The organism is Oceanobacillus sp. NCCP-135 (assembly GCF_059698015.1).
The window spans coordinates 26,542-49,172 of sequence record NZ_BAAKSZ010000023.1; the positions used below are offsets into that span (position 1 = coordinate 26,542).

The window sequence follows — 22,631 nt, forward strand, 5'->3', positions numbered from 1 at the left end:
AATAAAATCAATATATAAATTAATATAATTAATATAATAGTTAATTATCTTAATTATAATAGCTATATTTACAAATTAGTTTAATTCAACGTAAAAGAAAGAAGCTTTGTGATTTCCAAAGCTCCTTGCCATTTTTATGATATTCTTGAGATGCGGAATCTACAACAAACTCTTTTCTATTTCCTTCATTTCATAAAAATAACCCTTCTGCTGCATTAGTTCATCGAAGCTACCTGATTCAACAATGCTACCTTGATCCATCACAATGATCTGATCCATTCTCTTAAGGTCTGTTAAGCGATGACTTACAAGTATTAACGTATCAGCCTTAGCCTGCTCAAAAAGATGGTCGTAAATGGAATGCTCGGTTAAAGCATCTATAGAGGAAGTAGGCTCATCTAGAATCCAAAGCTTACTACTCTTTAGCATCGCCCGGGCTATGGCAAGTCGTTGCTTTTCCCCACCGGAAAGATTTTCTCCCTTTTCATAAACGGGATCTGTTAGGGAAAAATGTTCGAGTTTCACGCTGGTTAACACAGCTTCCATTTCCGCATCCGTCAATTCTTCTCCGGCAAGAAGCAGATTATCATGAATTGTTCCATAGAAGAAGTGGTTTTCCTGTAAAACAACATTAGCCGCTTTCCAAATACTAGCTTGATTAACGTCATTAACAGGAATGCCATCTAATCGGATCTCGCCTTCGTCTGCAGCGTATATTTTCAAAATAAGCTGCAGTAAGGTTGATTTTCCTGATCCACTTGGTCCGACGATTGCTGTTTTTGAACCAGCAGGCAATTTCAGCTTGATGTCTTTGAATGTTGTTCTCCAGTCACCGGGAAAAGTAAAAGTCACATCGTTCATTTCAATCGATAGAGGCTTAGCATCAGGTAGCTCCAGATACTCCCTTTCCTCATCCTTTGTCTCTTCTTCACGAACAACTGAAAAAAGTCGTGTCGCTGCTCGTTTACTGTCATTCCAATGAATCGGAAAAACAGCCATTGCCGATGCATCTTCAAAAACAGTTATGGAAATCATCACAAGCATCGCCAGGAAAATGCCCTCCAATTGCCCGTCTGCAACAAAGTAAGCACCCATCAGTAAAACAATCCATGTTACAAAAAGAGCTACAAATGAATTGACAGATTGACTAAATAGCTTGTTAATACCTTCTGATTCCTGTTCGTTAATATACCGATCAGATGCTTCGGCTAAATCTTGTTCTTTTTCATCAAGCTTCTGGTATATTTTCAAATCACGAAAGCCATGAAGAAATTCGGTAACCTCTGTTGAAAGCTCCCCACGCTTCTCCCTTACCTGGCTGTTGATTTTCCGGTGCCTCACAGCAAATAATGCAGGCACAACAAAGGTTGTCAAAACAAGCCCCACAAGCAAAATGATTGCGGTTTGCACCGAAAAGGAAAGGGTAAATAATATCGTGCTTAGAAATACGATAACCAAAACGATTGGTGGATAGAAAACCCGCAAAAAGAAATTCTGCAGACTTTCCACATCGCCTACGATTCGTGAAAGGAGATCACCACTTCTGTATTTTTGAAAAATTCCGGGAGCCAATGGTTCCAATTTCTCAAAAAAGGAAACACGTAAATTGCTTAAAATCGTGAACGTTGCACGGTGTGAGAAATACCTTTCTGCATATCGAGTGAGTGCTCTTGTAAATCCCAGCAGCTTCACCGTTGATGTTAAAACAATTAATGCATATAGAGGAGGTGCTAAAGCCGCTTTGGAAATCAAGTAGCCACTCGCAGCAAATAGGCCAACAGCTGCTATACCGGCGATAACCCCCGCAATAATCGCATATAAGATATCCCTTTTTTCCAGCATCATTAATTTTGTGACAATCATTAAATCCCTCATTCAGCTACCCCTCCCTGCTGAACGGAAACCATTTCAAGATATTCCGGCACCATGTTGATCAGCTCTTCATGGGTTCCCTTTCCTATAATTTCGCCGTTTTCCAGGAAAAGAATCAGGTCTGCATTCTTAATGGTATAAAGCCGATGTGCAACAGTAACCACGGTTGCTTGCTTGGATAATTGCTTCATGGAAGCCTGCAAAATACGCTCTGTATGAAGATCAAGCCCTGTAGTTGGTTCATCAAAAAGGATGACAGCTGGCTTTTTCAGAAATGCCCTTGCAAGAGCCAGCCGCTGTTTTTCGCCACCGGAAAGACCTCTTCCCGCTTCACCGATTCGTGTATCATAACCATATTTTAGAGTTTGAATCATCTCAGCAATTCCTGCCTCCTCAGCCGCTTGCTCGATCTCCTTACGCGCTCGATCCATTCCCCCTCCAATCGCAATATTTTCCGCAATCGTACCAGAGAATAGATAGGGATACTGTGAAATATAACTCAATTGCTTAAACCAATCATCTTCTCTGTAATCAGCTAATAGTTTTCCGTTTAACTGAACACCGCCTGCGCTTGGAGCAATTAGTCCTGCAATCAAATGCAGCAATGTTGTTTTTCCAGATCCACTTCGTCCAACAATAGCAATTTGTCCATATGGCGGAAACTCCGCATGCATATTTTTTAAAGCAAACTGCTCCTCTCCATAGCTGAAGCCTGCTCCATGCAATTCAATCCTTGGTGGTCCTAATGCTTTATCCAAGTGCATATCACCCCATTTAACCGCTTGATCCGTTTCAGCCAGTTCCTCCGAAATCTTTTCCGCTGCACCTTTACTGCTTTTTCCATTATGAAATGCGCTGCCAAGCTCTTTCAATAACGTGTAAAATTCAGGTGCCAGGACTAAGACAAGGAAGGCGGCAAAAAATGAAATACCATCAAAAAGAATAAGCTGCAGCGCTACTTCGAGTGCAATGATTCCAATACTAAGCATCGAAATTAGCTCCAGCATAAAGGAAGAGGCAAATGCTACCTTTAAAATTTCCATGGTTGCATCTCTAAAACTTAAACTGCTTTCCTGAATTTTTTCCCTTTGCTGTTTTGCCTTGCCGAATAGTTTAAGTGTGACAAGACCTTGCAATGTATCCAGAAACCTGCCTGAAAATGCTGCCAGCTTATCCATTTGTTCCTCTGATTTCTTCTTTGTATGCATGCCAATAATGATCATAAAAATGGGAATAAATGGTGTGGTAATTATCATAATAAAGCCTGTGTTTGCATGCTGTGTGAAGATCACGATGAGAATTAAAAGCGGAATAATGGATGATTGAATCAGCTGAGGGATGTACTGACTAAAATAGCTATCAATTTCATCAACAGCATCCATCATGACACTCACCCTTTGCCCTGATTGACCTCTTAATGATGCTTGAACAGGATTTCTTACGTATTTATTCAATAGAGCCTTTCGGAAATCCCTTTTAACTTCGACACCCATCCTTACACCTGTACGCCCACTTAAATAAGTAAATAAAACCCTTGCGAAAAGGACAAGCAATAACCCTCCCAATAATGGAAGAAGTTCACTAAAGGATTGCCCCCGCAAAAAAACACCATCAATAATGGCAACAAGCAAAAACGCCTGCCCGATAATTACTGCACCTGAGAGTGCTGATAAAATGAACAAAAATAAGATATTTCTTTTCTGTGTGGATACCATACTTTTTAAATTACTCATATATGCACATATCTCCTCAGGTAAAAATTGCGTTTAAGATTGCTGTTTGGACTGGTTTAAGCGTTCACGGCATGTGATCACACTAATGACGGACTACTTTTTCCCTTTTACATATTCTGCATCAAATAAAAATAGCTTCATTAATAGAATCAATGATGGGATTAACAAACACAATCCAGCAATAAACACGATAATCAAAGCAACACCAGTTGATTCATGTGTTGCGTTTTCATAGATGGTAATATATGGATCAAGTATGAATGGCAGATGACTTGCCCCATAACCAAAAAAGGCAAAGAAAAACTGCAGCATAACACTAATAAACGCTAAACCATAATATTTCCCTGCATAGATTAAAGCTAGTGCAATCATAAAAAATGCAACAGATAAACCAAAAACCCACCACAGATCCATCATATTACTGTAATGTCTTCGGTTATGTTCACCTAATGCGATAAAAGTTGTCAGCGCAGCAACAATGGTCGGTGTTGCCCAGAACAGTGCGTATTTACGAACCAGCTTTAGTGCTTCTGTATCATGTGCTCTGGCAGCATAATACGTTAAAAAGGTTGCACTGATGAAGAGCACGGAAACAATCGCCAGAAACACAACACTCCAGGAATAAGGGCTTGTAAATAGCTTTAAATATTCGAGTGATACGACACCGTCCATTTCAACAATAAACCCACCTTCTGACATGGTTAACGCAGTTGATAATGAAGCAGGAATCAGCAATCCGGTAGCTCCATATAAAAACATATAGACATTACTTTGCTTTGAACCATAGTTTTCAAATGCATAAAACGATCCCCTAATCGCCAGCAGGATAATCGCAATACTTCCCGGAACTAGCAAAGCCGTCCCATAATAGTAAGCAGAGTCTGGGAAAAAACCAACAATCCCAACGAAGAAAAAGACAAAGAACACATTCGTTACTTCCCAGACTGGTGATAAATACCTGGATATTAATTGATTAATAATGTGGTCTTTCTTGGTGATTTTTGCATAATAGGCAAAGAATCCTGCGCCAAAGTCGACTGAAGCCACTATCAAATAACCGTAAAGAAAGATCCATAAAGCTGTAATCCCTATGATTTCATAGCTCATTTGTTATCCCCCTTTTCAATCGCAGGATATTTTTTCTCAAGTTCTTCTTCCACAGGACTATTACGAAACATTCGTCGTAATATAACAACACATAATACACCTAATACCGTGTATAAAGCGAAGAACAACAGAAACATAAGTCCAACATGTGGCGATGAGGTTGCTGCCTCTTCTACCGTCATAAACCCACGTAGAATCCACGGCTGTCTGCCTTCTTCCGCATAAATCCAGCCAAATTCAATTGCCAGCATGGCTAAAGGCCCGATTGTTACAAGAAGCCTAAGCATCCATTTCGTATGCTCGTTCCATTTTTTCACTTTGCTAACAATCAGATATAGCAGTGAAACTGAAGCAAGAAACATCCCAATGACTACCATTAAATCAAACATATAGTGCACCCATAATGGTGGCCGTTCCTCTTCCGGAAATTCCTCCAAACCAGTTACTTCACTAGTAAAATCACCATGTGCCAAAAAGCTTAGTAATCCAGGCAAACGAATGGCTCCAATCGGTACATTATCATCATCAAGCCAACCAAATAATACTAAATCTGCCCCTTCTTCCGTTTCAAAATGCCATTCAGCAGCAGCTAATTTTTCCGGCTGATGTTCTGCGAGAAATTTTGCTGAAAAGTCCCCTGCCAATGCGGTTAGAAGTGCAAATATAAATGTTAGCGTTACTGTCAGTTTTAAAGCTTTTTTATGATATTCGGATGATTTCTTTTTTAATAAGGAAAAGGCCGCAATTGTCGCAAGAATTGCCGCTACTGTTAGATATGCAGAGCCCAACACATGGAATACCTTTGTTGGAGTTGCAGGATTGAGCATCGCTTCTATTGGATTGATTGTTGCAAACCCGCCATCTCCTGTTGTAAATCCTTCCGGTGTGTTCATAAACGCATTTACTGTCGTAATAAAAACAGCTGAAAGCCCTCCACCTACAATAACTGGGAGTGACAGCAACCAGTGTGTATACGGTTTTTTAAAACGATCCCATGTATATAAATAAATTCCTAAGAAAATTGCTTCAAAGAAAAATGCAAAAACTTCCATAAATAACGGCAAGCTAATAACATTCCCGGCTATTTGCATGAAATTAGGCCATAACAAAGATAACTGAAGGCCAATCGCCGTACCTGTTACAACCCCAATCGCAACCGTTATAACAAACCCCCTCGCCCATCGTCTGGCAAGCATCAGGTAATGTGGATCCTTCTTTTTAATCCCGATAAACTCAGCAATCGAAATCATTAAAGGAACCCCGACACCAAGTGTTGCAAATATGATATGAAAACCGAGAGTCAACGCAGTAAGCAACCGACTCATTAAGACCGGGTCCATTTCCATCATGGTATAACCTCCTCCAATTGTTCCAGTTATAACTATGTTACCTATTGATCAAGAGATATTATTCAGTAATGTTTTTCTGCTTATTTTCACTATGTTCATAGTATAAACCTTTTTGTTATGTAGGGAACGCGCTTGGAATGACAATTGAATGACATTCTAAGGAACTTTTCGTGACATCCTAAAACAGCTTGTTTATATGTAGAGTTCCCTGAAAATGAATGAAATAATCCCTTCCTTCCAAAGGCCACTTATTTTTGAAAAGCTATTACTCTTTTTGAAAAACTAGTATTCGACCTTTCCTTATCCTTAGAGAATGTGTAAGTTTTCTATTTACTTGATACTTGATAACCTTCACTATAATTCTCAGAAAAATTTTACATTCCCTACCACAGAAGATGTACAAGAAAATTCCAAATGGCTATTTTAAAGAATCGACAAATTTGCTGTACAATAATCATTCCATCAGTAAAGCAACGTGAAACAGTACTTCAACACTATTAATCAAACGTTTGATTAACTGATCATTGCAAATGTTTTTCCAGGATTTAATGCTTTTAATCATAGAAATTATATTATATCCTAGTAATAGTCAGCGAAAACTGCGAATTAAAGTTTGGGGGAAATAAGATGACAATGAAGAAAACGTTAACACTCGCCGGTTCAGATTCAAGTGGCGGCGCAGGAATCCAGGCAGATTTAAAAACATTTCAGGAACACGGTGTTTATGGTATGAACGCACTGACTTCCATTGTAACAATGGATCCGGATCATGGATGGAGTCATGGTGTATATCCAATTGACGTGGATATTGTTGAAAAACAATTGAATACAATTCTATCTTTGGGCATTGACGCTATGAAAACCGGAATGCTAGGTTCGGTAGATATTATTGAGCTTGGAGCAAGAAAAATTGACGAATACAAGCTTGAAAAATTTGTCCTTGATCCCGTTATGGTATGTAAGGGGGAAGATGAAGTACTGCAGCCGGAAAACACCGATGCAATGCGTGAATTTCTCCTTTCACGAGCAACCATTGCTACTCCAAACTTGTTTGAAGCCGGTCAGCTTGCTGGGAACGGGCCACTTAAAACAGTTGATGATATGAAAAAAGCGGCAGTAAAAATTCATGAACTAGGTGCAAAAAATGTCATTATCAAGGGTGGAAAAGCTCTCGATCATGAAAAAGCACTGGATCTTTTCTATGATGGCGAAGCATTTACTTTGCTTGAGAAAGATAAACTTGATACAACCTACAATCATGGCGCAGGCTGTACCTTTGCAGCCGCAATAACAGCAAATCTGGCCAAAGGGAAATCTGTCAAAGAATCAGTAGTTGCTGCAAAAGACTTTGTAACCGCAGCAATCAAACATGGCTGGAGATTGAATGAATATGTAGGTCCAGTAAGGCATGGGGCATATAATCAGTTTGGAAATGAGAATTAATTTTAGAATAAGTAAACCGGCTCCCTTTAAGAAGCCGGTTTACTTTGTTATTTATGCTTGAACTGTCGCTGTTTTATGTTGTATACGAACGATAACACCTGTAATCGTAATAACAACTAACGCCGGAATCAGCCAGCCAAGACCTTGATTATATAATGGCAGCATACCTTCATAGAAGGATATAACCGGATTCATCCAGCTAAATTCAACACCAAGTGATCCGCTTAACGCTTTTAAACCATCAAATGTACTGATCAGGAAGGTTACTCCAATTGTTGACACATAAACCACCCTTGCATCATTAAACAATGGTGATAAGAATGTCAATATCATCAAAACAATTGCAAGTGGATAAAGGAACATCAGTACAGGGATGGAATAAGCAATTATATTTGCTAATCCGAAATTAGCGATAACAAATGTTAATCCTGAAAAGAATACTACCAATATTTTATAGCTAAGCTTCGGCAGCAATGTATGGAAATACTCTGCATTTGCTGTAATCAGTCCAATAGCAGTCGTTAAACAAGCTAGAATTATTACAACTGCCAACAAAACTGAGCCAATCGTGCCAAAGTAATAGGATGCTGCACCACTTAGAACAGGACCACCTGTTTCAAGAAGACCTAATTGTCCAGTACTCGTGGAACCCATATAAGCAATCCCCAAATAAATAACTCCAAGCAACCCAATTGCAATACCACCGGATTTAGCAGTTGCTGAAAGTATTTCTTTTTTTGATGTTACACCCATCGAGCGAATAACATTAATTACGATAATCGCAAACACAAGTGAAGCTAATGCATCCATCGTATTATAACCTTCCAGGAATCCTGTCACAAAAGATCCACTTGTATAGCCTTCCTCTGGTGTTCCCATTGACCCCATCGGATTGACCAAAGCCATAACGAGAAGAGCAAGAAGCAGAACAACTAATCCTGGCGCTAAAATTTTTCCGATATTATTCACGATTTTTGCAGGGTATAATGAAAATAAAAGTGCTACAGCGAAAAACAAAATTGAAAAAATCAGTAAGCCTGTTTGATGAGAACCTTCACTCACAAATGGTGCTATCCCAACCTCAAATGCCACAGTACCTGTTCTTGGTGCTGCAAAAAATGGGCCTATCGTCAAATAAAGCAATGCAGTAAAAAAGATTCCATAAGCAGGATGTACTCTACTGGCCAATTCCTGTAAATTTCGGCTACCCGAGAAGCCCATCGCCAATATTCCCAGCAATGGCAGCCCTACCCCAGTTATTAAAAACCCGATTGCAGCAGACCATAGATTAGATCCAGCATACTGCCCCAGCTGGGCCGGGAAAATTAAATTTCCTGCTCCAAAAAATAATGCAAATAACATGAATCCAATCGCAGTATATGATGATAATGATAGCTTTTTCTTCATTTCCTCGTTCCCTTCATGATGTGTAATTAAAATAATTTTCAATCAATTATTAAGTTATATTGACCATATGCAATATATCAGTGAAACCATAGTACTACGTTATTCTGTAAAATGCAATATATTACGATTTTTTTTGTAAAAGGTTCTATGAATTTTTACTTCTAGATTGATGATTAAAATATAAACGATGAATTTCCATATTTAACTTAACTGAGACAAAAAAAGCGATCAATACTTCCATTTGCCAGAAGTCATTAATCGCTAAGAAAACTTGGTAATCACCAAGCCTTTGGGTGTATACTTTAGTTATGTAGAGAAGAAAGCTTTATACTTTCTTCTCACAAAACGTTAAATAGAAGCCTATTCTATTGTATAGGTTTCAGTTGAAGCCTCTTCAATAAACATACAGACCTCCCCCTTACTGATCATAATCAATTCATGCATCGCTCTTGTACAGGCAGTGTAGAAAAGGGTTCTGTCTGATTCTGCGGTATATCGGTTTTTCGATGCATCAGGAATAATCACACCATCAAACTCTATCCCTTTCGCCAAATAAACTGGAAGTACTACTATTCCCTTTTCAAAAGAATACGTTTCTTCATTTATTTGCTTCACAGACACCTTATTTCTCAACAAATGTAATACCTCTTTACTTTCTTTTAATGTTTTACAAATAAGGGCGATTGTCTCATAACCTTTATCCTGAAGCTTTTTCAATTCGCCAATGAGGGTTTCTTTCACGTTTTCTTTATTTTCCACCTTTACCAGTAATGGTTTATTACCGTCCCTCTCAAATGGCTCAATCTTCTCCTGCCCTGGTGCAAAGCTTTTCGTAAACTCAACGATTTGTTTTGTGGATCGATAGCTTTTCGTGAGTGTAATTCTCTCATGTTTCCAGTTTTGGTTTTTGGGAAGCAGTGGATTCTCTTTTGTCGTATTTGTATAAATCGCCTGATTAATATCACCCAATAAAGTCATTCTCGTATATGGAAACAAATCTTTAATTAAAGCAAATTGAAATGCCGAATAATCCTGTGCTTCATCAATAAACAAGTGACGGACTGCGCGGTCTCCATGGGCACCGAGCAGCTTTCCTTGAAAATATAGATAGGGTGCTGCATCTTCCCATGTTAAAAACTTCCTCGACAAATCAGAAGCTGTAAGAAGACAGATATCCTTCCAGTGTTCAGGACTTTCCTTAGGCTCCCAGTCGATAAAAAGCTTCTGATAGGTTGCTGACACATTTACAAACTCAAACGCTTCTACGAGCTGCTTCATTTTTGAAAACACCTTTTTCACAACCGCTCTGCGCAAAATTTCCTCTTCTTCCGCTACATTGCTCTCTTCATCGGAGTTCTGAGATTTATAATATGCTTTTAAGAAAGCTTCTTTATCCAGCAGTTCCACCTGCTCCATCACCCAGTCCTTATCCTTCTCCAGCCGCTGGTGGTATTGTAATTCCTGAAGCAGCCATTTGGAAACAAGCTCCATTTTATTTGGAATTGCTATCTCATCATCCAGGGAATAAAAATAATCATGAATCTGCTCCTTGGATATTAAAACCTGCTTACGAAAGCTGATATTTTTAAATTGAATATCTCCATCTCTCAAATGGGAGACAAATTGATCGATAAGCAGTTTAAATGGCAGACTGGATTTATACGCCATACTTTTCAAACGGATGTTGAATTCTTCACGATTTGATTTACTTAAAACATATTCCATTTGTTCAAATGGGGATTCAATTGAAAGCTTATTCCCAATTCCTTCTTGCAGATAATCTAAAAATGTTGTTTGCCTGATATTTGTCTCGCCCAGTTCAGGAAGTACGTTGGAGATGTAGCTTGAAAACAATGGATTTGGCGAAAAGAGAAGAACATTATCAGCGTTCAGTTCTTCCCGATAGCGGTACAATAAGTAGGCAATCCGCTGCAGGGCGGCAGATGTCTTTCCACTACCCGCTGTCCCCTGTACGATTAAAAGATCGCTTTTTTCATTTCGAATAATTGTATTTTGTTCCTGCTGTATGGTAGCTACAATACTCTTCATTGTTGTACTGGCATTATTTCCAAGTGCTTGCTGCAGGAGATGATCAACTATTGTCACCCCTGTGTCAAACATCCCTTTAATCATGCCTTGTCTTATAATAAATTGCCTTTTCAGGGTGATTTCTCCTGTAATAGTTCCTTCAATTGTTTCATACGCCGCTTTTCCTGGGGGATAATCATAATAAAGACTGGAAATCGGTGCACGCCAATCATAGACCAGAAAATCATCCTCATCGCTATCCATTAAGGAGGAAATTCCAATATAAATTTGATCTCCCTGTTTTTCCGAATCCTCCCGAAAATCAATCCTGCCAAAATAAGGGGAACCCTTCAAACGCTTTAATGTCTTTAGTTCTTCCCCAACTTTTCCATGAAACCTTTCCCTTTCCGATAATAACTCTGCCTGTTGCTTCAGGCTTGCCTGTGTTTCAATGACATCATCAGGCTCATCTAGGTTTACTTTAACGTCCTCCCAGAAATTCTTTCGCAGATCAACAACACTTTCTTTTAAATCAGATAATTTTCCATACAGCTTTTCTTCTTTTTTATTGATCTCATGAATGATATGATTGACTCGCTCTTGTTCCATATTACGGCTATTTAATTCATCGCTCATTAAATCAACTCCGATTTTTTTAGTTTTTTTGTTGACTTCTCGAATCGTAATTGATATAATATAATTGGTTATTTATATTTATTGTTAATATAAATCAAATACTTTATTAGTGTACCATTTTTTATCGTCTTCAGCAATGGTAAACCAATCGAACTTAATTATAATTTTAAAGGATCCCCTTTTTTGCTCATAGCAAAAGGGGATCCTTTTTTAATCAATCACTATATTTTGTCTTCATAAGTCTTAACGAATTAAGCACAACTATAATAGTTGCTCCCATATCTGCAAATATTGCGAGCCATAGTGTCAGCCATCCAGGAATAACCAATAGAAGTGCTGCTACTTTTAATGCAAGCGAAAAGAAAATATTTTGTTTAATGATAGCAAGTGTTTTTCTGCTCAGAGCAATCGTATATGGCAACTTTTCAAGGTCATCAGCCATTAGTGCAATATCTGCCGTTTCAATAGCGGCATCTGTACCAGCTCCGCCCATCGCAATACCCGTTGTTGCAGCCGCTAATGCGGGAGCATCATTAACACCATCCCCTACCATAGCAACCTTTCCAGACTTTTCTCTTAGCGCTTTAATAGAAGTAAGTTTATCCTGTGGCAAAAGCTCAGCCTTCGTTTCACTTAGTCCTAATTTTTTTCCAATCACATTTCCCACAGTTTGATTATCACCTGTAAGCATCACTGTTTTTTTGATTCCGAGCTTGTGAAGCTTCTGGATAATTGACTGACTTCCTTTTCTTATCTGATCCGCTACGGAAATTAAGCCCTTCACTTCTTGCTTTGTACCAAGCAGCATCACTGTTTTTCCTTGAACTTGGATTGTTGTAATTTTTTCCTTTATATCAATCGGAATTTCAAACATTTCTTCAAATAGGTTCGGACTTCCGATATAATAATCGGTAGAATTTATAACAGCCGTTGCTCCTTTTCCAGTGATGGATTGGAAATTATCCGCTGTGTATGTTCCAACAGAATCCTGTTTGGCTTTCCTAATTATTGCTGAAGCAAGTGGATGCTGCGAGAACTCCTCGATAGCTCTAGAGATGCCCAAAATCTCCACATCACCCGTCCCGGCAAACGGAATGATATCTGTAACTTCCGGTTTTCCCTCTGTAAGTGTACCTGTTTTATCAAATGCAATAACTTCCAGCCGGCCAGTTTCTTCAAGATGAATCCCACCTTTAATCAACACCCCATTACGTGCAGCGTTCCCAATTGCTGTAACAATAGCTACAGGTGTCGAGATCACCAGAGCACAAGGACATCCGACCACAAGAACAGCCAGACCACTATACACCCATTCCGACCAGATTCCGCCGAAAAATAATGGCGGGATAATTGCAACAAACAATGCGACCAGCATGATTGCCGGGGTATAATACTTTGCAAATTTATCAACAAATTGCTGGGAAGGTGCTTTCTCAGCCTGTGCCTCTTCCACTAAATGGATGATTTTTGCAATGGTTGTATCTTCTGCGTATTTTGTTACACGTACTTCCAAAGAACCTTCCTCATTCAATGTTCCTGCAAATACTTCATCACCATGGTTTTTTTGAACTGGAATCGATTCACCTGTAATTGCAGCTTGATTGATGGATGACCGCCCTTTGATAACCTCCCCATCCATTGCAATTTTTTGTCCAGGCTTTATCAGCATTAAGTCACCAATAACAACATCTTCCACATCAATTTCAATTGTTTCGCTTCCTCGTTTAATAATTGCTCTATTTGGAGCAATATCCATTAATGATTTAATAGATTTGCGTGCTTTATCAATAGAATAACTTTCCAGTGCTTCACTCACTGCGAATAAAAACACAACTACAGCACCTTCAGCCCATTCCCCAATAATTACTGCCCCGATGACAGCAATGGTCATTAATGTTTTCATATCAAATTGCAATTTCGTTAAATTTATTAATCCAATCTTAAATAAGCTTAATCCACCAACGAATATAGCAGCTAAAAATGTACCAATCGTTAATGGATGTGCTTCACGTAATTGAAAATAGGATACATAGCCTATTATGATCAGAAAAAAGGAAATTAGCGCAGTAATATTTTCAGTTTTCTTCCAAAATACTTCCTTTTGCTCCGTAACACGCTGACGCTCCGGAAATACTTTAATTCTGTCAAAAGCTCCCGCTTCTTCAAGCTGTTCAATCGTGGCTTCCCCTTGAACCGTAATTTTTGCAGCACCAAAATTAAGCTGAACATCCTCAACCGTGTCAATATCCCGAATATTCTTTTCAAATTTCGCTGCACAGTTTGTACAGGACAAGCCCTGCAGTCGATAACTATTTGTATTATCTGCCACTTCAAACACCCTCTTTAGCATGTATCATTGCAATTGAAACCAGCTGATTTACATGTTCATCCTTCAGGGAATAAAAAACCAATTTCCCTTCTTTACGATATTTTGCCAACCCCATATTTCTAAGGTATCGTAAATGATGGGAAGCAGTTGCTGTCGTTGCTCCAATAATATTTCCAACATCACAAACACAAAGCTCTTCTTCCAATGTAAGTGCATAGGCTATCTTCAGCCGGGTAGCATCTGACAATGCTTTAAAAATTAATTCTACTCCGTTAACTTGTTCTATCTGTGGCTGAATTCGATTTACTTTTTCTTCGTCAAAACAGAATGTCTCACATGTATCTCTAGGTAATTTTTCAATTGTCGATTCACTCATAGGATCACCTCATTCAAATCATTGTTTGATTATCTCTATGTTATGCTTTCATTCAGAAAATGTCAATCATATATTCAAATGAGTATTAGAATATATGATTAAAAAAAACCTGCAGATCTGTGCCATTCTGCAGGTTTTCTCATATTAAACAACTAAACCGTCTTTCATCTGAATAACTCTGGTTCCATATTCTGCAGCTGATTCCGAATGTGTCACTTGAACGATAGTAACTCCTTTTTCCTGATTGATTTTATGAAAGAGCTGCATAATATTTGTTCCCGTTTTACTGTCTAAATTCCCAATTGGCTCATCAGCTAAAATCAGTTTAGGTTTCAATAGCAACGCTCTGGCAATTGCAACACGCTGCTGTTGCCCGCCAGATAATTCCCTTGGAGTAAATTTCCTCCTGTCCGTTAAACCTACCATCTCCAGGATTTCATCGAGCTCCTGCTTATACACAGCAGGCTTTTTCCGATCCATCATTAAAGGAAGTATAATATTTTCTTCAACAGTAAGATTTTGAACTAGGTTATAAAACTGAAAAACAAAGCCGATAAACTTTCTTCTCAACCTACTCTTCTCTTGATCATTCAATTCATTTATATCATCATCACCAATCAGGACTTTTCCTGATGTCGGTTCATCAATCCCGCCAAGTAAATAGAGCAGTGTACTTTTTCCACTTCCTGAAGGTCCCATGATCGAAACAAATTCCCCTTCTGAAATGGATAGCTCTATTCCTTTTAATATTTTTACCGAGCCCGCTCCAACCCGATAACTTTTTTGAAGTTCCTCTGTGCGAACAATACTCTTCACCCTAATGTCCCCTCCTTTATTCATAGCGTAGTTCCCTCAATACATTAAGCTTTAAGACCCTTCGAATAATTGATAATGTTGATAAACCCAGTAAAAAGAAAACAGCTACACACAAAATGCCAAACAAACCAAAGGAAAAACTATACTCAAGTCGTAAGCCAATGGCAAAAAGAAGTTTTGTCATCAATATATTTAATGCAAACCCTCCAGTAAAACCAATAAGTACAACAACAAAGAAAGTAACCAGCATTTCAGAGAATATCATTTTAATAATCTGCCACCTGCTCATACAAACAGAATACAACAAGGCATATTCCTTTTTCCGTTGTGTGAAAGAAACAATTAAGTTATTGGAAATTCCTAATATCCCAATCAGTAATCCCATGATAATTATTATCGTTATACCATTAATCAACGTGTCTATTGTTTCCTTTTGGGATGCAATTGTTTCATCAAAAGTCGTTACTGTTACGGAATCGTCTTCATAGTAATTAGCAATAGCTTCTTTAACCTCTTTTGCACTGTAACCTTTATTTGCCTTCACAACTACCTGATTAAAAAGACCTTCAAAATAGTCTTGGAAATATTCTGAGTGGAGTAATAGCACATCCCTGTTTTGTGAAAAACCAGAGCTTTCCATCGTGCCTGCAATGGTTACTTCCAAAAATGTATCGTCATTTATTGGCTGATAATTTGCATCCAATGGTCGGAGGTGGATTGTATCCCCAGTCCTCAAATTGTATTTCTTGGCCTGATATTCATCAATTACAACCCCATTAGACAGGTTTTTCATTCGCTTACCCGAATCATCTAGCAATGTAATTCCTGTGTAGAATTTATCCAGTTCATCAATATCCTCTACACCATGAATAGCGAACGTGTTCCGATCACCATGTATATCGTATTCGGCAATACTTATGTACTGAGAATTTATTTTTGATACCTCATCCAGCTCTTTTATTTCTGTATAGGAGGAAATTTCATCTTTTAAATTACTTATGCTGACATCAAAGTCCTTTTTTATGGAACTTGTTAAATAATGGTCAATTCCCGCACTTGTCATTCCCACCATCATAAGAAGTAAAAAGACAACTACAATCATATTTGCATTATTTACTGCGATTTTATTATTAGCGGCATTTTTAATGCCAAGTACTGCTTCTCCACCCACGAAACTGCGTGCAATTATATGAAATAATTTGGATATGCCGATTAAAAATACAGGCATTAACAATACAATCGAAATAAACAGAAGCAGGACCGAACCAATGGCCATAAATAATTGATCAAATTGATTCATAAAGTATAGTGTAAATGCACCAGCCAATAGTATAACGCCAAGCACTATAGAAACCTTTGATTGTTTATGTACCGTATGGTGTGTATTTAAAATTAGCTCTTTAAGCGGTTTTGAATTTGCCTTTGTAATGCGCAAATAGCTAATGCCTGCCGGGAAAACCAATCCAAATAAAAACGCTATAATCATATAGGATATCTGGTAATTTACAACAGTCTCAACTCCATATTCTTTATACTCATTAAAAACATCCGCAGCAAACGGAAGCAGAAGACAAGCCAGTCCAATTCCCAATATTGAACCAAATAACCCATACACATAAAACTCCAGCAATAATACACGCCTCATCATGCCTTTATTTAAACCAACACTACGAAATGTACCCATGACCGGCAGACGTTCCGCAATTATTAATTTTGTCAGCGAGGAAATAACATATGCACTGATTAATACAATAATGATAATTGCCAGCATCATCACTGTTTGAAATGTTTGTTCATCACGCATTACCGTATCAGCAGAACTGGTCTTTTGGATTGTGAAACCTGTATTTTCCTCCTTCAAGTTCTTCAAGGCTGAATCCAACTCACTATCTGGGATCTTCACGAGAGTATTGCTGATAAGTTCATCCGTTTCATAAAGCCCATTTACCTGTTCCGACGATGTCAGGAAAAGCGGCATCCCCATTTCCGAGTAAAACATACCCTTAGATTCACCTACAGCACCAATAACAAAGAGGTAATCTTCCTGACCATGTTCAACTATTATTTCATCCCCTAATTCAAGTTTATACTTGGAGGCTGTATGATGGCTGATCATAATCATATTTTCTGCCGGATTAAAGCTATCCAATTCCTGAACAGGAACTATTAATTCCAGATCCTTTGCTTGTATTAAATCCATGCCGGTTAACACGACATTAATATCTTCATCTTCTATAAGGATCGTGCCCTTTGCCTGAATCTGGTCAATACGCTGTTCTATTGTCACTGATTCCAATTTTAGATCAGATGCTTTATAGAAAGCATCTTCATTATCACCCGATTTTGAAATGACAGCATTTGTTTTTCCATAAGCACCCTCAAGCATTGTGGAATATGTATTATTAATAATAGAATTTAAGCTGAGTCCAATAAATAAAACCATTGTAGAAAGCAATATAGTCAGTAGAACAATAGATGTTCTAAGTTTCTTCTCACTTACATTTCTTATCACATGCTTTAACATGATTTTCATCCATTAACCCCCATCATTTATGTTAAAAAATAACTGGGAAATAAAGTGAAACGAATCGACCTTTAATGCCAGTTAACCTGCAATATTTATATTTATAATAGTAACGAAGTTCTGTCTACTATTCAATATATTTTATTGAATTTTATTAATATACTGAAAAGGAACTACCTTTTTGATTCATCAGCTGCTAGTTGGCGAAATATAGCGAAAAAAGGAGAAAACAATACTTTATTACCATTTATAATGGTTCATCTTTAGAACATTCACCAATACAAAAGGTCTAATATAAATTAAAGTTTTAATTCCTTATTTTAATTTAACTTGTTAGTTATTTACTAGTTCATTAATACCCTCAGCACTTGAAATATCTACCATTTGACTACTTCGATTATACCAGTTTTTTTATTAAAATAATCAAAAATAACAGAATAGTCATTTAAAATAGTAGTTTTGACTCTTAAACGAAACTACTATTTAGAATATAATTACAATTGTACATGTACACGTAATCAAGCAAGGGGGAGGTTTTGTCAATGGAAGCAAAGAAAAAAGGAGAAAGAGTCCGTACGAAGTCATGCTTTTGTGCCGTCTGTACATGATGAATGCTACCTATGGGGAAGATTACTTCCCCATAGGCCATTTGACTATTTAGAAAGGGGTAAATTATGAAAGTTTACCAATTAAAAGAATCGATGGAAATCTATCTGGAGAGGGAGCAGGAAAATATACACTTCTTGCCAGCCCATAATCAGAAACATTATATCTATGATTATGATCCGGGCTTTCTAACCTTGCTGAAAGTAATGGAAAATAAAAAAAGCACAGAAAAAATAATAAAAGAAGTCCACCGCGAACATCCGCTTATCCCTAAAGAAGATATAATCAATGTCATCAATACACTGCTGGAAGAAGAGCTTGTTTTCGAAGTCACCCCAGAATCAACTAAAGCCAAATCCTATGAAAGAAATAAAAGACAAATTGATTTTTTCAATGAATATAATCCCAGACTCGGCGGTGAATCAATTCAGGAGCAATTAGCCAATAAAGTAGTCGTTATTATTGGACTTGGCGGAGTAGGAAGCTGGGTGGCTACTTCCTTAGCAATGGCCGGAATTAATCATCTGACAGTTGTGGATGGAGACGTCGTTGAAGAAAGCAACTTAACCAGACAAAATTTATATACATATCATGATCTTGGCCAGAAAAAGGTAGACGTTATGAAGCGGAAACTCGGAGATTTGAATCAGACGGTCCAGGTAACAAAACATGATATGTTTTGCGATGAACATACAGAATTGGGGGGAATTATAGCTGGTAGCGATTTGGTAATCAGCTGTATCGATGAACCTAATGTCACAGAGACCGGACATTGGGTTTCGAAGGCAGGACAAAGCCTAAACATACCCCACATTATAACTGGCGGTTATCGTGGGCATCTGGGATTAATAGGACCAACCATCATACCGGGAAAAACGATATGCTGGGAATGCTTCACGGAAAACCTGGAAATAGAATATCAGAATTGGACATTAGTAAAATCAGCTAAACGAATTGGTTCGATTGGTGCTCTTTCTTCCATCATCGCTAATTTGCATACATGGGAGGCTATCCGACTGCTTTCTGGTATTAACGAACCCTTAATGAAAAACAAAAGGGGTGAGATTGACTTTATAAATCTGAATCTACAGCTGTTTGATATGGAAAAAAATCAAAGCTGTGATAAATGTACGACTGCTTCAATTATAAAATAGGATGTGATAAATTATGGATAAGAAATTACAGGAACTCCTGGAAGGCTTCTTTAACCCCATGGATTTATTAAACAAAAGCGACAGCTTTAAAAGACTGAGCAATCTGCCCCCCGAAAGTCTTTTCAATATCATGAAAAGCATCCGCAGCGAAGAACTGGAAAAAATAAAAATGACTGACTTTTGGACTGAAAATAACCAGCATATCCTGCATAATATTAAACAATCGAATACCGGTGAAATATTTCCGGAAAACCTTATTAATGAATTTGTAGAATATCTTATGATTGATTGTTCACTGTGGCCTAGCTATTTTATGATAATGGCAGAAAATGACGAGTTTATCGAAAAACATATATCAATAAGAAATATTGAATATTTGGATCAGGCTTTGAGGGATGGAAAAGGTGCTATATTAGGCCAATTACATTGGGGGCCTTTTCAATTATTATTGCCGTTGTTGGTTAAAATGAACTACCCTATTTTCCAGTTATTCGGAGAAAAGGAAGCTGAAATATGGGCTGGCGATATGATCAGATCATACTTTCCGGAAGAGTCATGGAAGAACTTCAATACAGTTACGGTTCCTGAAACCGGCTTTTTAATAAAATCCTTAAAAGCATTAAAACGAAATTCTCTTATCGCCCTTCCATTAGAAGTAAATGGTTCAGATATCACACCAAAGCAGACAGTTAAATTTACTGGGAATGAAATCTATGCACCGGATGGTTCAGTTTCTATAGCTGCAATTACAAAATCACCCATTATATTAGTAAGAATTGAAGCTGTACACGACCGGGTGGAAGTTACTTTTGATGAACCAATCTATGTCGAAAATAAGAAAGATATTCAAAAAGTGAATACGGATATTTTTAATAAAATTGAACAGCATGTGAAAAAGCATCCCTTGCAGTGGAGAGGCTGGGCCTTCCTGGAGGAAATGCTGGTTCAGCCAGAAATGAGCAAATTACAAATAAATTCTTAACACTAAAATCCAGTGGTGAGCCCCCTTTCCGCTAGATCTACTGCTAGATAAATCTGGGGGATTTTCTTATGTGAATTTAAGACAGGGAGTTGCTTATGTATCGATTATCGGCAATAACTGGTTATTTATATGTCCTCTTAATTATCTTATGGATCTTTATAGCAATTATCTACCAAAAGATGCTGTTTCCCTTGGAAAACATGACAAACACCGAAGATGCAATCATTTATTATACAAAGCATAAGGGGTATTTGGGGTGGGACCACGGTACAAAGGCTCTTTCTTTTTTATTATGTGGATTCATCCCAGTTGCGACATACCATTTTCAAAACACGCAATATCCATCTGTCACTAATCTTTCTGGAATGATGTTCGGGGTGCTGGGCTTTTTTACATCAAGCTTTTCTCTCAGCCTGCAGGCATTTACTGTTGAGTATGCCATTGGATTATACAATTCGGCAGGAAGCCAATCCAGTCAGGACTTTGCACTCCATTTATTTAACTGGGTCATGAACGGTGGAGGGTTTTCATTAAGTCTCTACATAATTTCAAATACTGCTTTAGCAATCTGGCTCTTATGTCACTGCTATATTGTTCGCGACGCTAATCGCTTTTACATCTATTTAACTTTCATTACGGGTATTACCTTCAGCTTAACTTCTATAATTATATTTTTTTCATTTATAACTAAAGGTCAGAATCTAAATCAGCTTAGCGAAATGGCAAACTTGATTTTCATGGTATGGATTATCCTTCACAGCACAAGGCTATGGAGAAATCGGGGGTAAAATAGTCGATATATTTCACCCCGTAGTTTTGATGCTTTATTATCTTATCAAAAAAGGCCAAGCTGTCTCGGTGAAAGTCCTTCATATTCAATACCAAGCATCTTCTGAAATTCTTTGGCATTATTCGCTGCATCCCCACCAGAATTATTATTAAATAGAATGATAATATCCCTTGAGTCCTTTGCAAGTTCTTTCACCCTATTTTTCCATTCCAAAAGTTCTTCCTGATTATATTTATCACGCTTGGAGGTGGGGGTATTACAGCCCGTTAATGCGTGATAAATGATATACCACTTTTTTCGTTTTCAGTTTATCTTTCCGCTGAGATGATTAAAAACATTGGTCTTCGGTTTTCATCTTTCATTTCAGGAACATTCCTGGCCATTTCTTCATCTGGCATCGGTTCTTTAACTGCTTTTATGCTAAAACCAGCAAGAATCAAGTTATTGATATATGTTGAAAACGTACGGTGATATTTAATGACATTCTCCGTCAGGAAAGTTGTATCACGTACACCTTCTGATTCATAATTGTCCACTGGCCAATGGAGACGATTCCCTTGATCATCATAATACCAATCTTGTTCGTTCCTTGAGGTAAAAATAGGATGTTCAACCGAAAAAATAAAAGAACCTCCAGGCTTCAAATATTGATAGATCTTTTCGCAAATTGCTTCAAATGACTTAATATAATGAAAAGCCAATGAACTGATAACCACATCAAATTGTGATTCCTGATAATTGATCTCTTCAATTGGCAGTTTCAAATATGAAATGGAAGAATCATTTGTCATTTCACGTGCTTTTTTAAGCATTTTATCGGATATATCTACGCCAATCACAGAACTTGCCTGCTCCTGGCGAGCATAACGGCAATGCCAACCGAAGCCGCATCCCAAATCAAGCACACTCTTATTTCGCAGTTCAGGCAGCATTTCTTTTAATACTGGCCATTCTCCAGCACCCTTTAGTCCTTTGATTGATCGTGGCATTTTTTCATATGCAGTAAAGAAATTAACATTATCATATTTGTTTTGCTTCATGATATTTACCTCTCCTATTAAATTAGTTCCAGTTCCTATTCAATGCAATTGCTGCTTGAATAAGAGAAGTAAAAACTTGCGGGCTAATATCTTCCATCTTTTCTATTCTAATATACCTCATTGTTTTTCCTGTACCCTGTAATAAATTGTTACTATCTTTTCCCCCAAGTTCATTGCCTTTGTGAAAACCAAGATTAACATGTTTTTTGGAAGCTTGAAGGTAACAAACCAATCCTTTGTACGAATAATTAGGCATCGGCCACTTTAACTCTTCCATAAGTTTTTGAGAAACATTTAAAATAAGCTTCCTTAAAGACGCTGTAATCTCCCCGATATCAGCTGGCAAATCCATAATATACTGATCAACTTCTTTAGTTTTTCTTGCTTTATTATCCATAAAATGTCTCCTTTGTAAAGGTTTAAGCTTGCTGTAATTATA

17 protein-coding genes are annotated in these 22,631 nt (G+C 37.7%); 4 read left to right on the forward strand and 13 right to left on the reverse strand.

The window, feature by feature from the left end; genetic code table 11:
• Positions 1-159 precede the first annotated feature (159 nt).
• From cydC to AC6HVZ_RS15040, 4 genes are all read right to left on the reverse strand, one after another.
• On the reverse strand, positions 160-1,875 hold the full coding sequence (gene cydC, locus AC6HVZ_RS15025; RefSeq protein ID WP_497558994.1) for a thiol reductant ABC exporter subunit CydC: 1,716 nt from the start codon (positions 1,873-1,875) through the stop codon (positions 160-162).
• Entirely contained in the window at positions 1,872-3,605 is a 1,734-nt protein-coding gene (gene cydD / locus AC6HVZ_RS15030; protein ID WP_497558995.1) for a thiol reductant ABC exporter subunit CydD, read from the reverse strand. Before cydD ends, cydC begins: the two co-directional genes overlap by 4 nt.
• Before the next feature lie 93 nt (positions 3,606-3,698).
• A complete protein-coding gene (locus tag AC6HVZ_RS15035; protein ID WP_497558996.1) occupies positions 3,699-4,712 on the reverse strand; it encodes a cytochrome d ubiquinol oxidase subunit II in 1,014 nt (337 codons plus the stop codon).
• Positions 4,709-6,061 carry a cytochrome ubiquinol oxidase subunit I gene (locus AC6HVZ_RS15040; RefSeq protein WP_497558997.1) on the reverse strand — a complete coding sequence of 451 codons (1,353 nt, stop codon included), beginning with the start codon at positions 6,059-6,061 and terminating at the stop codon, positions 4,709-4,711. Before AC6HVZ_RS15040 ends, AC6HVZ_RS15035 begins: the two co-directional genes overlap by 4 nt.
• A 627-nt stretch (positions 6,062-6,688) precedes the next feature.
• Between AC6HVZ_RS15040 and pdxK the strand changes: the two genes are divergently transcribed.
• On the forward strand, positions 6,689-7,504 hold the full coding sequence (gene pdxK / locus AC6HVZ_RS15045) for a pyridoxine/pyridoxal/pyridoxamine kinase (RefSeq protein WP_497558998.1): 816 nt from the start codon (positions 6,689-6,691) through the stop codon (positions 7,502-7,504).
• Positions 7,505-7,555: 51 nt separating this feature from the next.
• Here the strand turns inward: pdxK and brnQ are convergent, their stop codons facing one another.
• The 6 genes from brnQ to AC6HVZ_RS15075 form a co-directional block, all read right to left on the reverse strand.
• The gene (gene brnQ / locus AC6HVZ_RS15050) at positions 7,556-8,911 is read right to left on the reverse strand and encodes a branched-chain amino acid transport system II carrier protein (protein ID WP_497558999.1); all 1,356 of its coding nucleotides are present in this window, start codon (positions 8,909-8,911) and stop codon (positions 7,556-7,558) included.
• A 360-nt stretch (positions 8,912-9,271) separates the two neighbouring features.
• Complete coding sequence (gene helD, locus AC6HVZ_RS15055) at positions 9,272-11,575, reverse strand: RNA polymerase recycling motor HelD (protein ID WP_497559000.1); 2,304 nt, start codon at positions 11,573-11,575, stop codon at positions 9,272-9,274.
• Positions 11,576-11,789: 214 nt separating this feature from the next.
• On the reverse strand, positions 11,790-13,925 hold the full coding sequence (locus AC6HVZ_RS15060) for a heavy metal translocating P-type ATPase (RefSeq protein ID WP_497559001.1): 2,136 nt from the start codon (positions 13,923-13,925) through the stop codon (positions 11,790-11,792).
• Positions 13,906-14,280, reverse strand: coding sequence for an ArsR/SmtB family transcription factor (locus tag AC6HVZ_RS15065; protein ID WP_497559002.1), 375 nt, complete (start codon positions 14,278-14,280; stop codon positions 13,906-13,908). Before AC6HVZ_RS15065 ends, AC6HVZ_RS15060 begins: the two co-directional genes overlap by 20 nt.
• Before the next feature lie 144 nt (positions 14,281-14,424).
• The gene (locus AC6HVZ_RS15070) at positions 14,425-15,096 is read right to left on the reverse strand and encodes an ABC transporter ATP-binding protein (RefSeq protein WP_497559003.1); all 672 of its coding nucleotides are present in this window, start codon (positions 15,094-15,096) and stop codon (positions 14,425-14,427) included.
• A gap of 16 nt (positions 15,097-15,112) precedes the next feature.
• Positions 15,113-17,629, reverse strand: a complete 2,517-nt coding sequence (locus AC6HVZ_RS15075) for an ABC transporter permease (protein ID WP_497559004.1) — start codon at positions 17,627-17,629, stop codon at positions 15,113-15,115.
• 665 nt (positions 17,630-18,294) lie between these two features.
• Between AC6HVZ_RS15075 and AC6HVZ_RS15080 the strand changes: the two genes are divergently transcribed.
• From AC6HVZ_RS15080 to AC6HVZ_RS15090, 3 genes are all read left to right on the forward strand, one after another.
• A complete protein-coding gene (locus tag AC6HVZ_RS15080; RefSeq protein WP_497559005.1) occupies positions 18,295-19,380 on the forward strand; it encodes a HesA/MoeB/ThiF family protein in 1,086 nt (361 codons plus the stop codon).
• A gap of 13 nt (positions 19,381-19,393) precedes the next feature.
• Positions 19,394-20,362 carry an LpxL/LpxP family acyltransferase gene (locus AC6HVZ_RS15085; protein ID WP_497559006.1) on the forward strand — a complete coding sequence of 323 codons (969 nt, stop codon included), beginning with the start codon at positions 19,394-19,396 and terminating at the stop codon, positions 20,360-20,362.
• 95 nt (positions 20,363-20,457) lie between these two features.
• Positions 20,458-21,150 carry a hypothetical protein gene (locus AC6HVZ_RS15090; RefSeq protein ID WP_497559007.1) on the forward strand — a complete coding sequence of 231 codons (693 nt, stop codon included), beginning with the start codon at positions 20,458-20,460 and terminating at the stop codon, positions 21,148-21,150.
• A 47-nt stretch (positions 21,151-21,197) separates the two neighbouring features.
• Here AC6HVZ_RS15090 and AC6HVZ_RS15095 read toward each other — a convergent pair whose 3' ends face one another.
• Genes AC6HVZ_RS15095 through AC6HVZ_RS15105 form a run of 3 tightly spaced genes read right to left on the reverse strand, consistent with a single transcriptional unit; the run spans position 21,198 to position 22,589 of the window.
• Complete coding sequence (locus AC6HVZ_RS15095; protein WP_497559016.1) at positions 21,198-21,437, reverse strand: DUF72 domain-containing protein; 240 nt, start codon at positions 21,435-21,437, stop codon at positions 21,198-21,200.
• Between the two features lie 23 nt (positions 21,438-21,460).
• On the reverse strand, positions 21,461-22,192 hold the full coding sequence (locus AC6HVZ_RS15100) for a class I SAM-dependent methyltransferase (protein ID WP_497559008.1): 732 nt from the start codon (positions 22,190-22,192) through the stop codon (positions 21,461-21,463).
• A 22-nt stretch (positions 22,193-22,214) separates the two neighbouring features.
• Complete coding sequence (locus AC6HVZ_RS15105; RefSeq protein WP_497559009.1) at positions 22,215-22,589, reverse strand: DUF1801 domain-containing protein; 375 nt, start codon at positions 22,587-22,589, stop codon at positions 22,215-22,217.
• Positions 22,590-22,631 lie beyond the last annotated feature (42 nt).

Coding starts and splice junctions, on each gene's coding strand:
- AC6HVZ_RS15105 (WP_497559009.1), bottom strand. CDS start 22,589: ATGGATAATAAAGCAAGAAAAACTAAAGAAGTTGATCAGTATATTATG.
- cydD (WP_497558995.1), bottom strand. CDS start 3,605: ATGAGTAATTTAAAAAGTATGGTATCCACACAGAAAAGAAATATCTTA.
- AC6HVZ_RS15080 (WP_497559005.1), top strand. CDS start 18,295: ATGAAAGTTTACCAATTAAAAGAATCGATGGAAATCTATCTGGAGAGG.
- AC6HVZ_RS15090 (WP_497559007.1), top strand. CDS start 20,458: ATGTATCGATTATCGGCAATAACTGGTTATTTATATGTCCTCTTAATT.
- pdxK (WP_497558998.1), top strand. CDS start 6,689: ATGACAATGAAGAAAACGTTAACACTCGCCGGTTCAGATTCAAGTGGC.
- helD (WP_497559000.1), bottom strand. CDS start 11,575: ATGAGCGATGAATTAAATAGCCGTAATATGGAACAAGAGCGAGTCAAT.
- AC6HVZ_RS15085 (WP_497559006.1), top strand. CDS start 19,394: ATGGATAAGAAATTACAGGAACTCCTGGAAGGCTTCTTTAACCCCATG.
- AC6HVZ_RS15040 (WP_497558997.1), bottom strand. CDS start 6,061: ATGATGGAAATGGACCCGGTCTTAATGAGTCGGTTGCTTACTGCGTTG.
- AC6HVZ_RS15065 (WP_497559002.1), bottom strand. CDS start 14,280: ATGAGTGAATCGACAATTGAAAAATTACCTAGAGATACATGTGAGACA.
- AC6HVZ_RS15060 (WP_497559001.1), bottom strand. CDS start 13,925: ATGCTAAAGAGGGTGTTTGAAGTGGCAGATAATACAAATAGTTATCGA.
- AC6HVZ_RS15100 (WP_497559008.1), bottom strand. CDS start 22,192: ATGAAGCAAAACAAATATGATAATGTTAATTTCTTTACTGCATATGAA.
- brnQ (WP_497558999.1), bottom strand. CDS start 8,911: ATGAAGAAAAAGCTATCATTATCATCATATACTGCGATTGGATTCATG.
- cydC (WP_497558994.1), bottom strand. CDS start 1,875: ATGAGGGATTTAATGATTGTCACAAAATTAATGATGCTGGAAAAAAGG.
- AC6HVZ_RS15035 (WP_497558996.1), bottom strand. CDS start 4,712: ATGAGCTATGAAATCATAGGGATTACAGCTTTATGGATCTTTCTTTAC.
- AC6HVZ_RS15075 (WP_497559004.1), bottom strand. CDS start 17,629: ATGAAAATCATGTTAAAGCATGTGATAAGAAATGTAAGTGAGAAGAAA.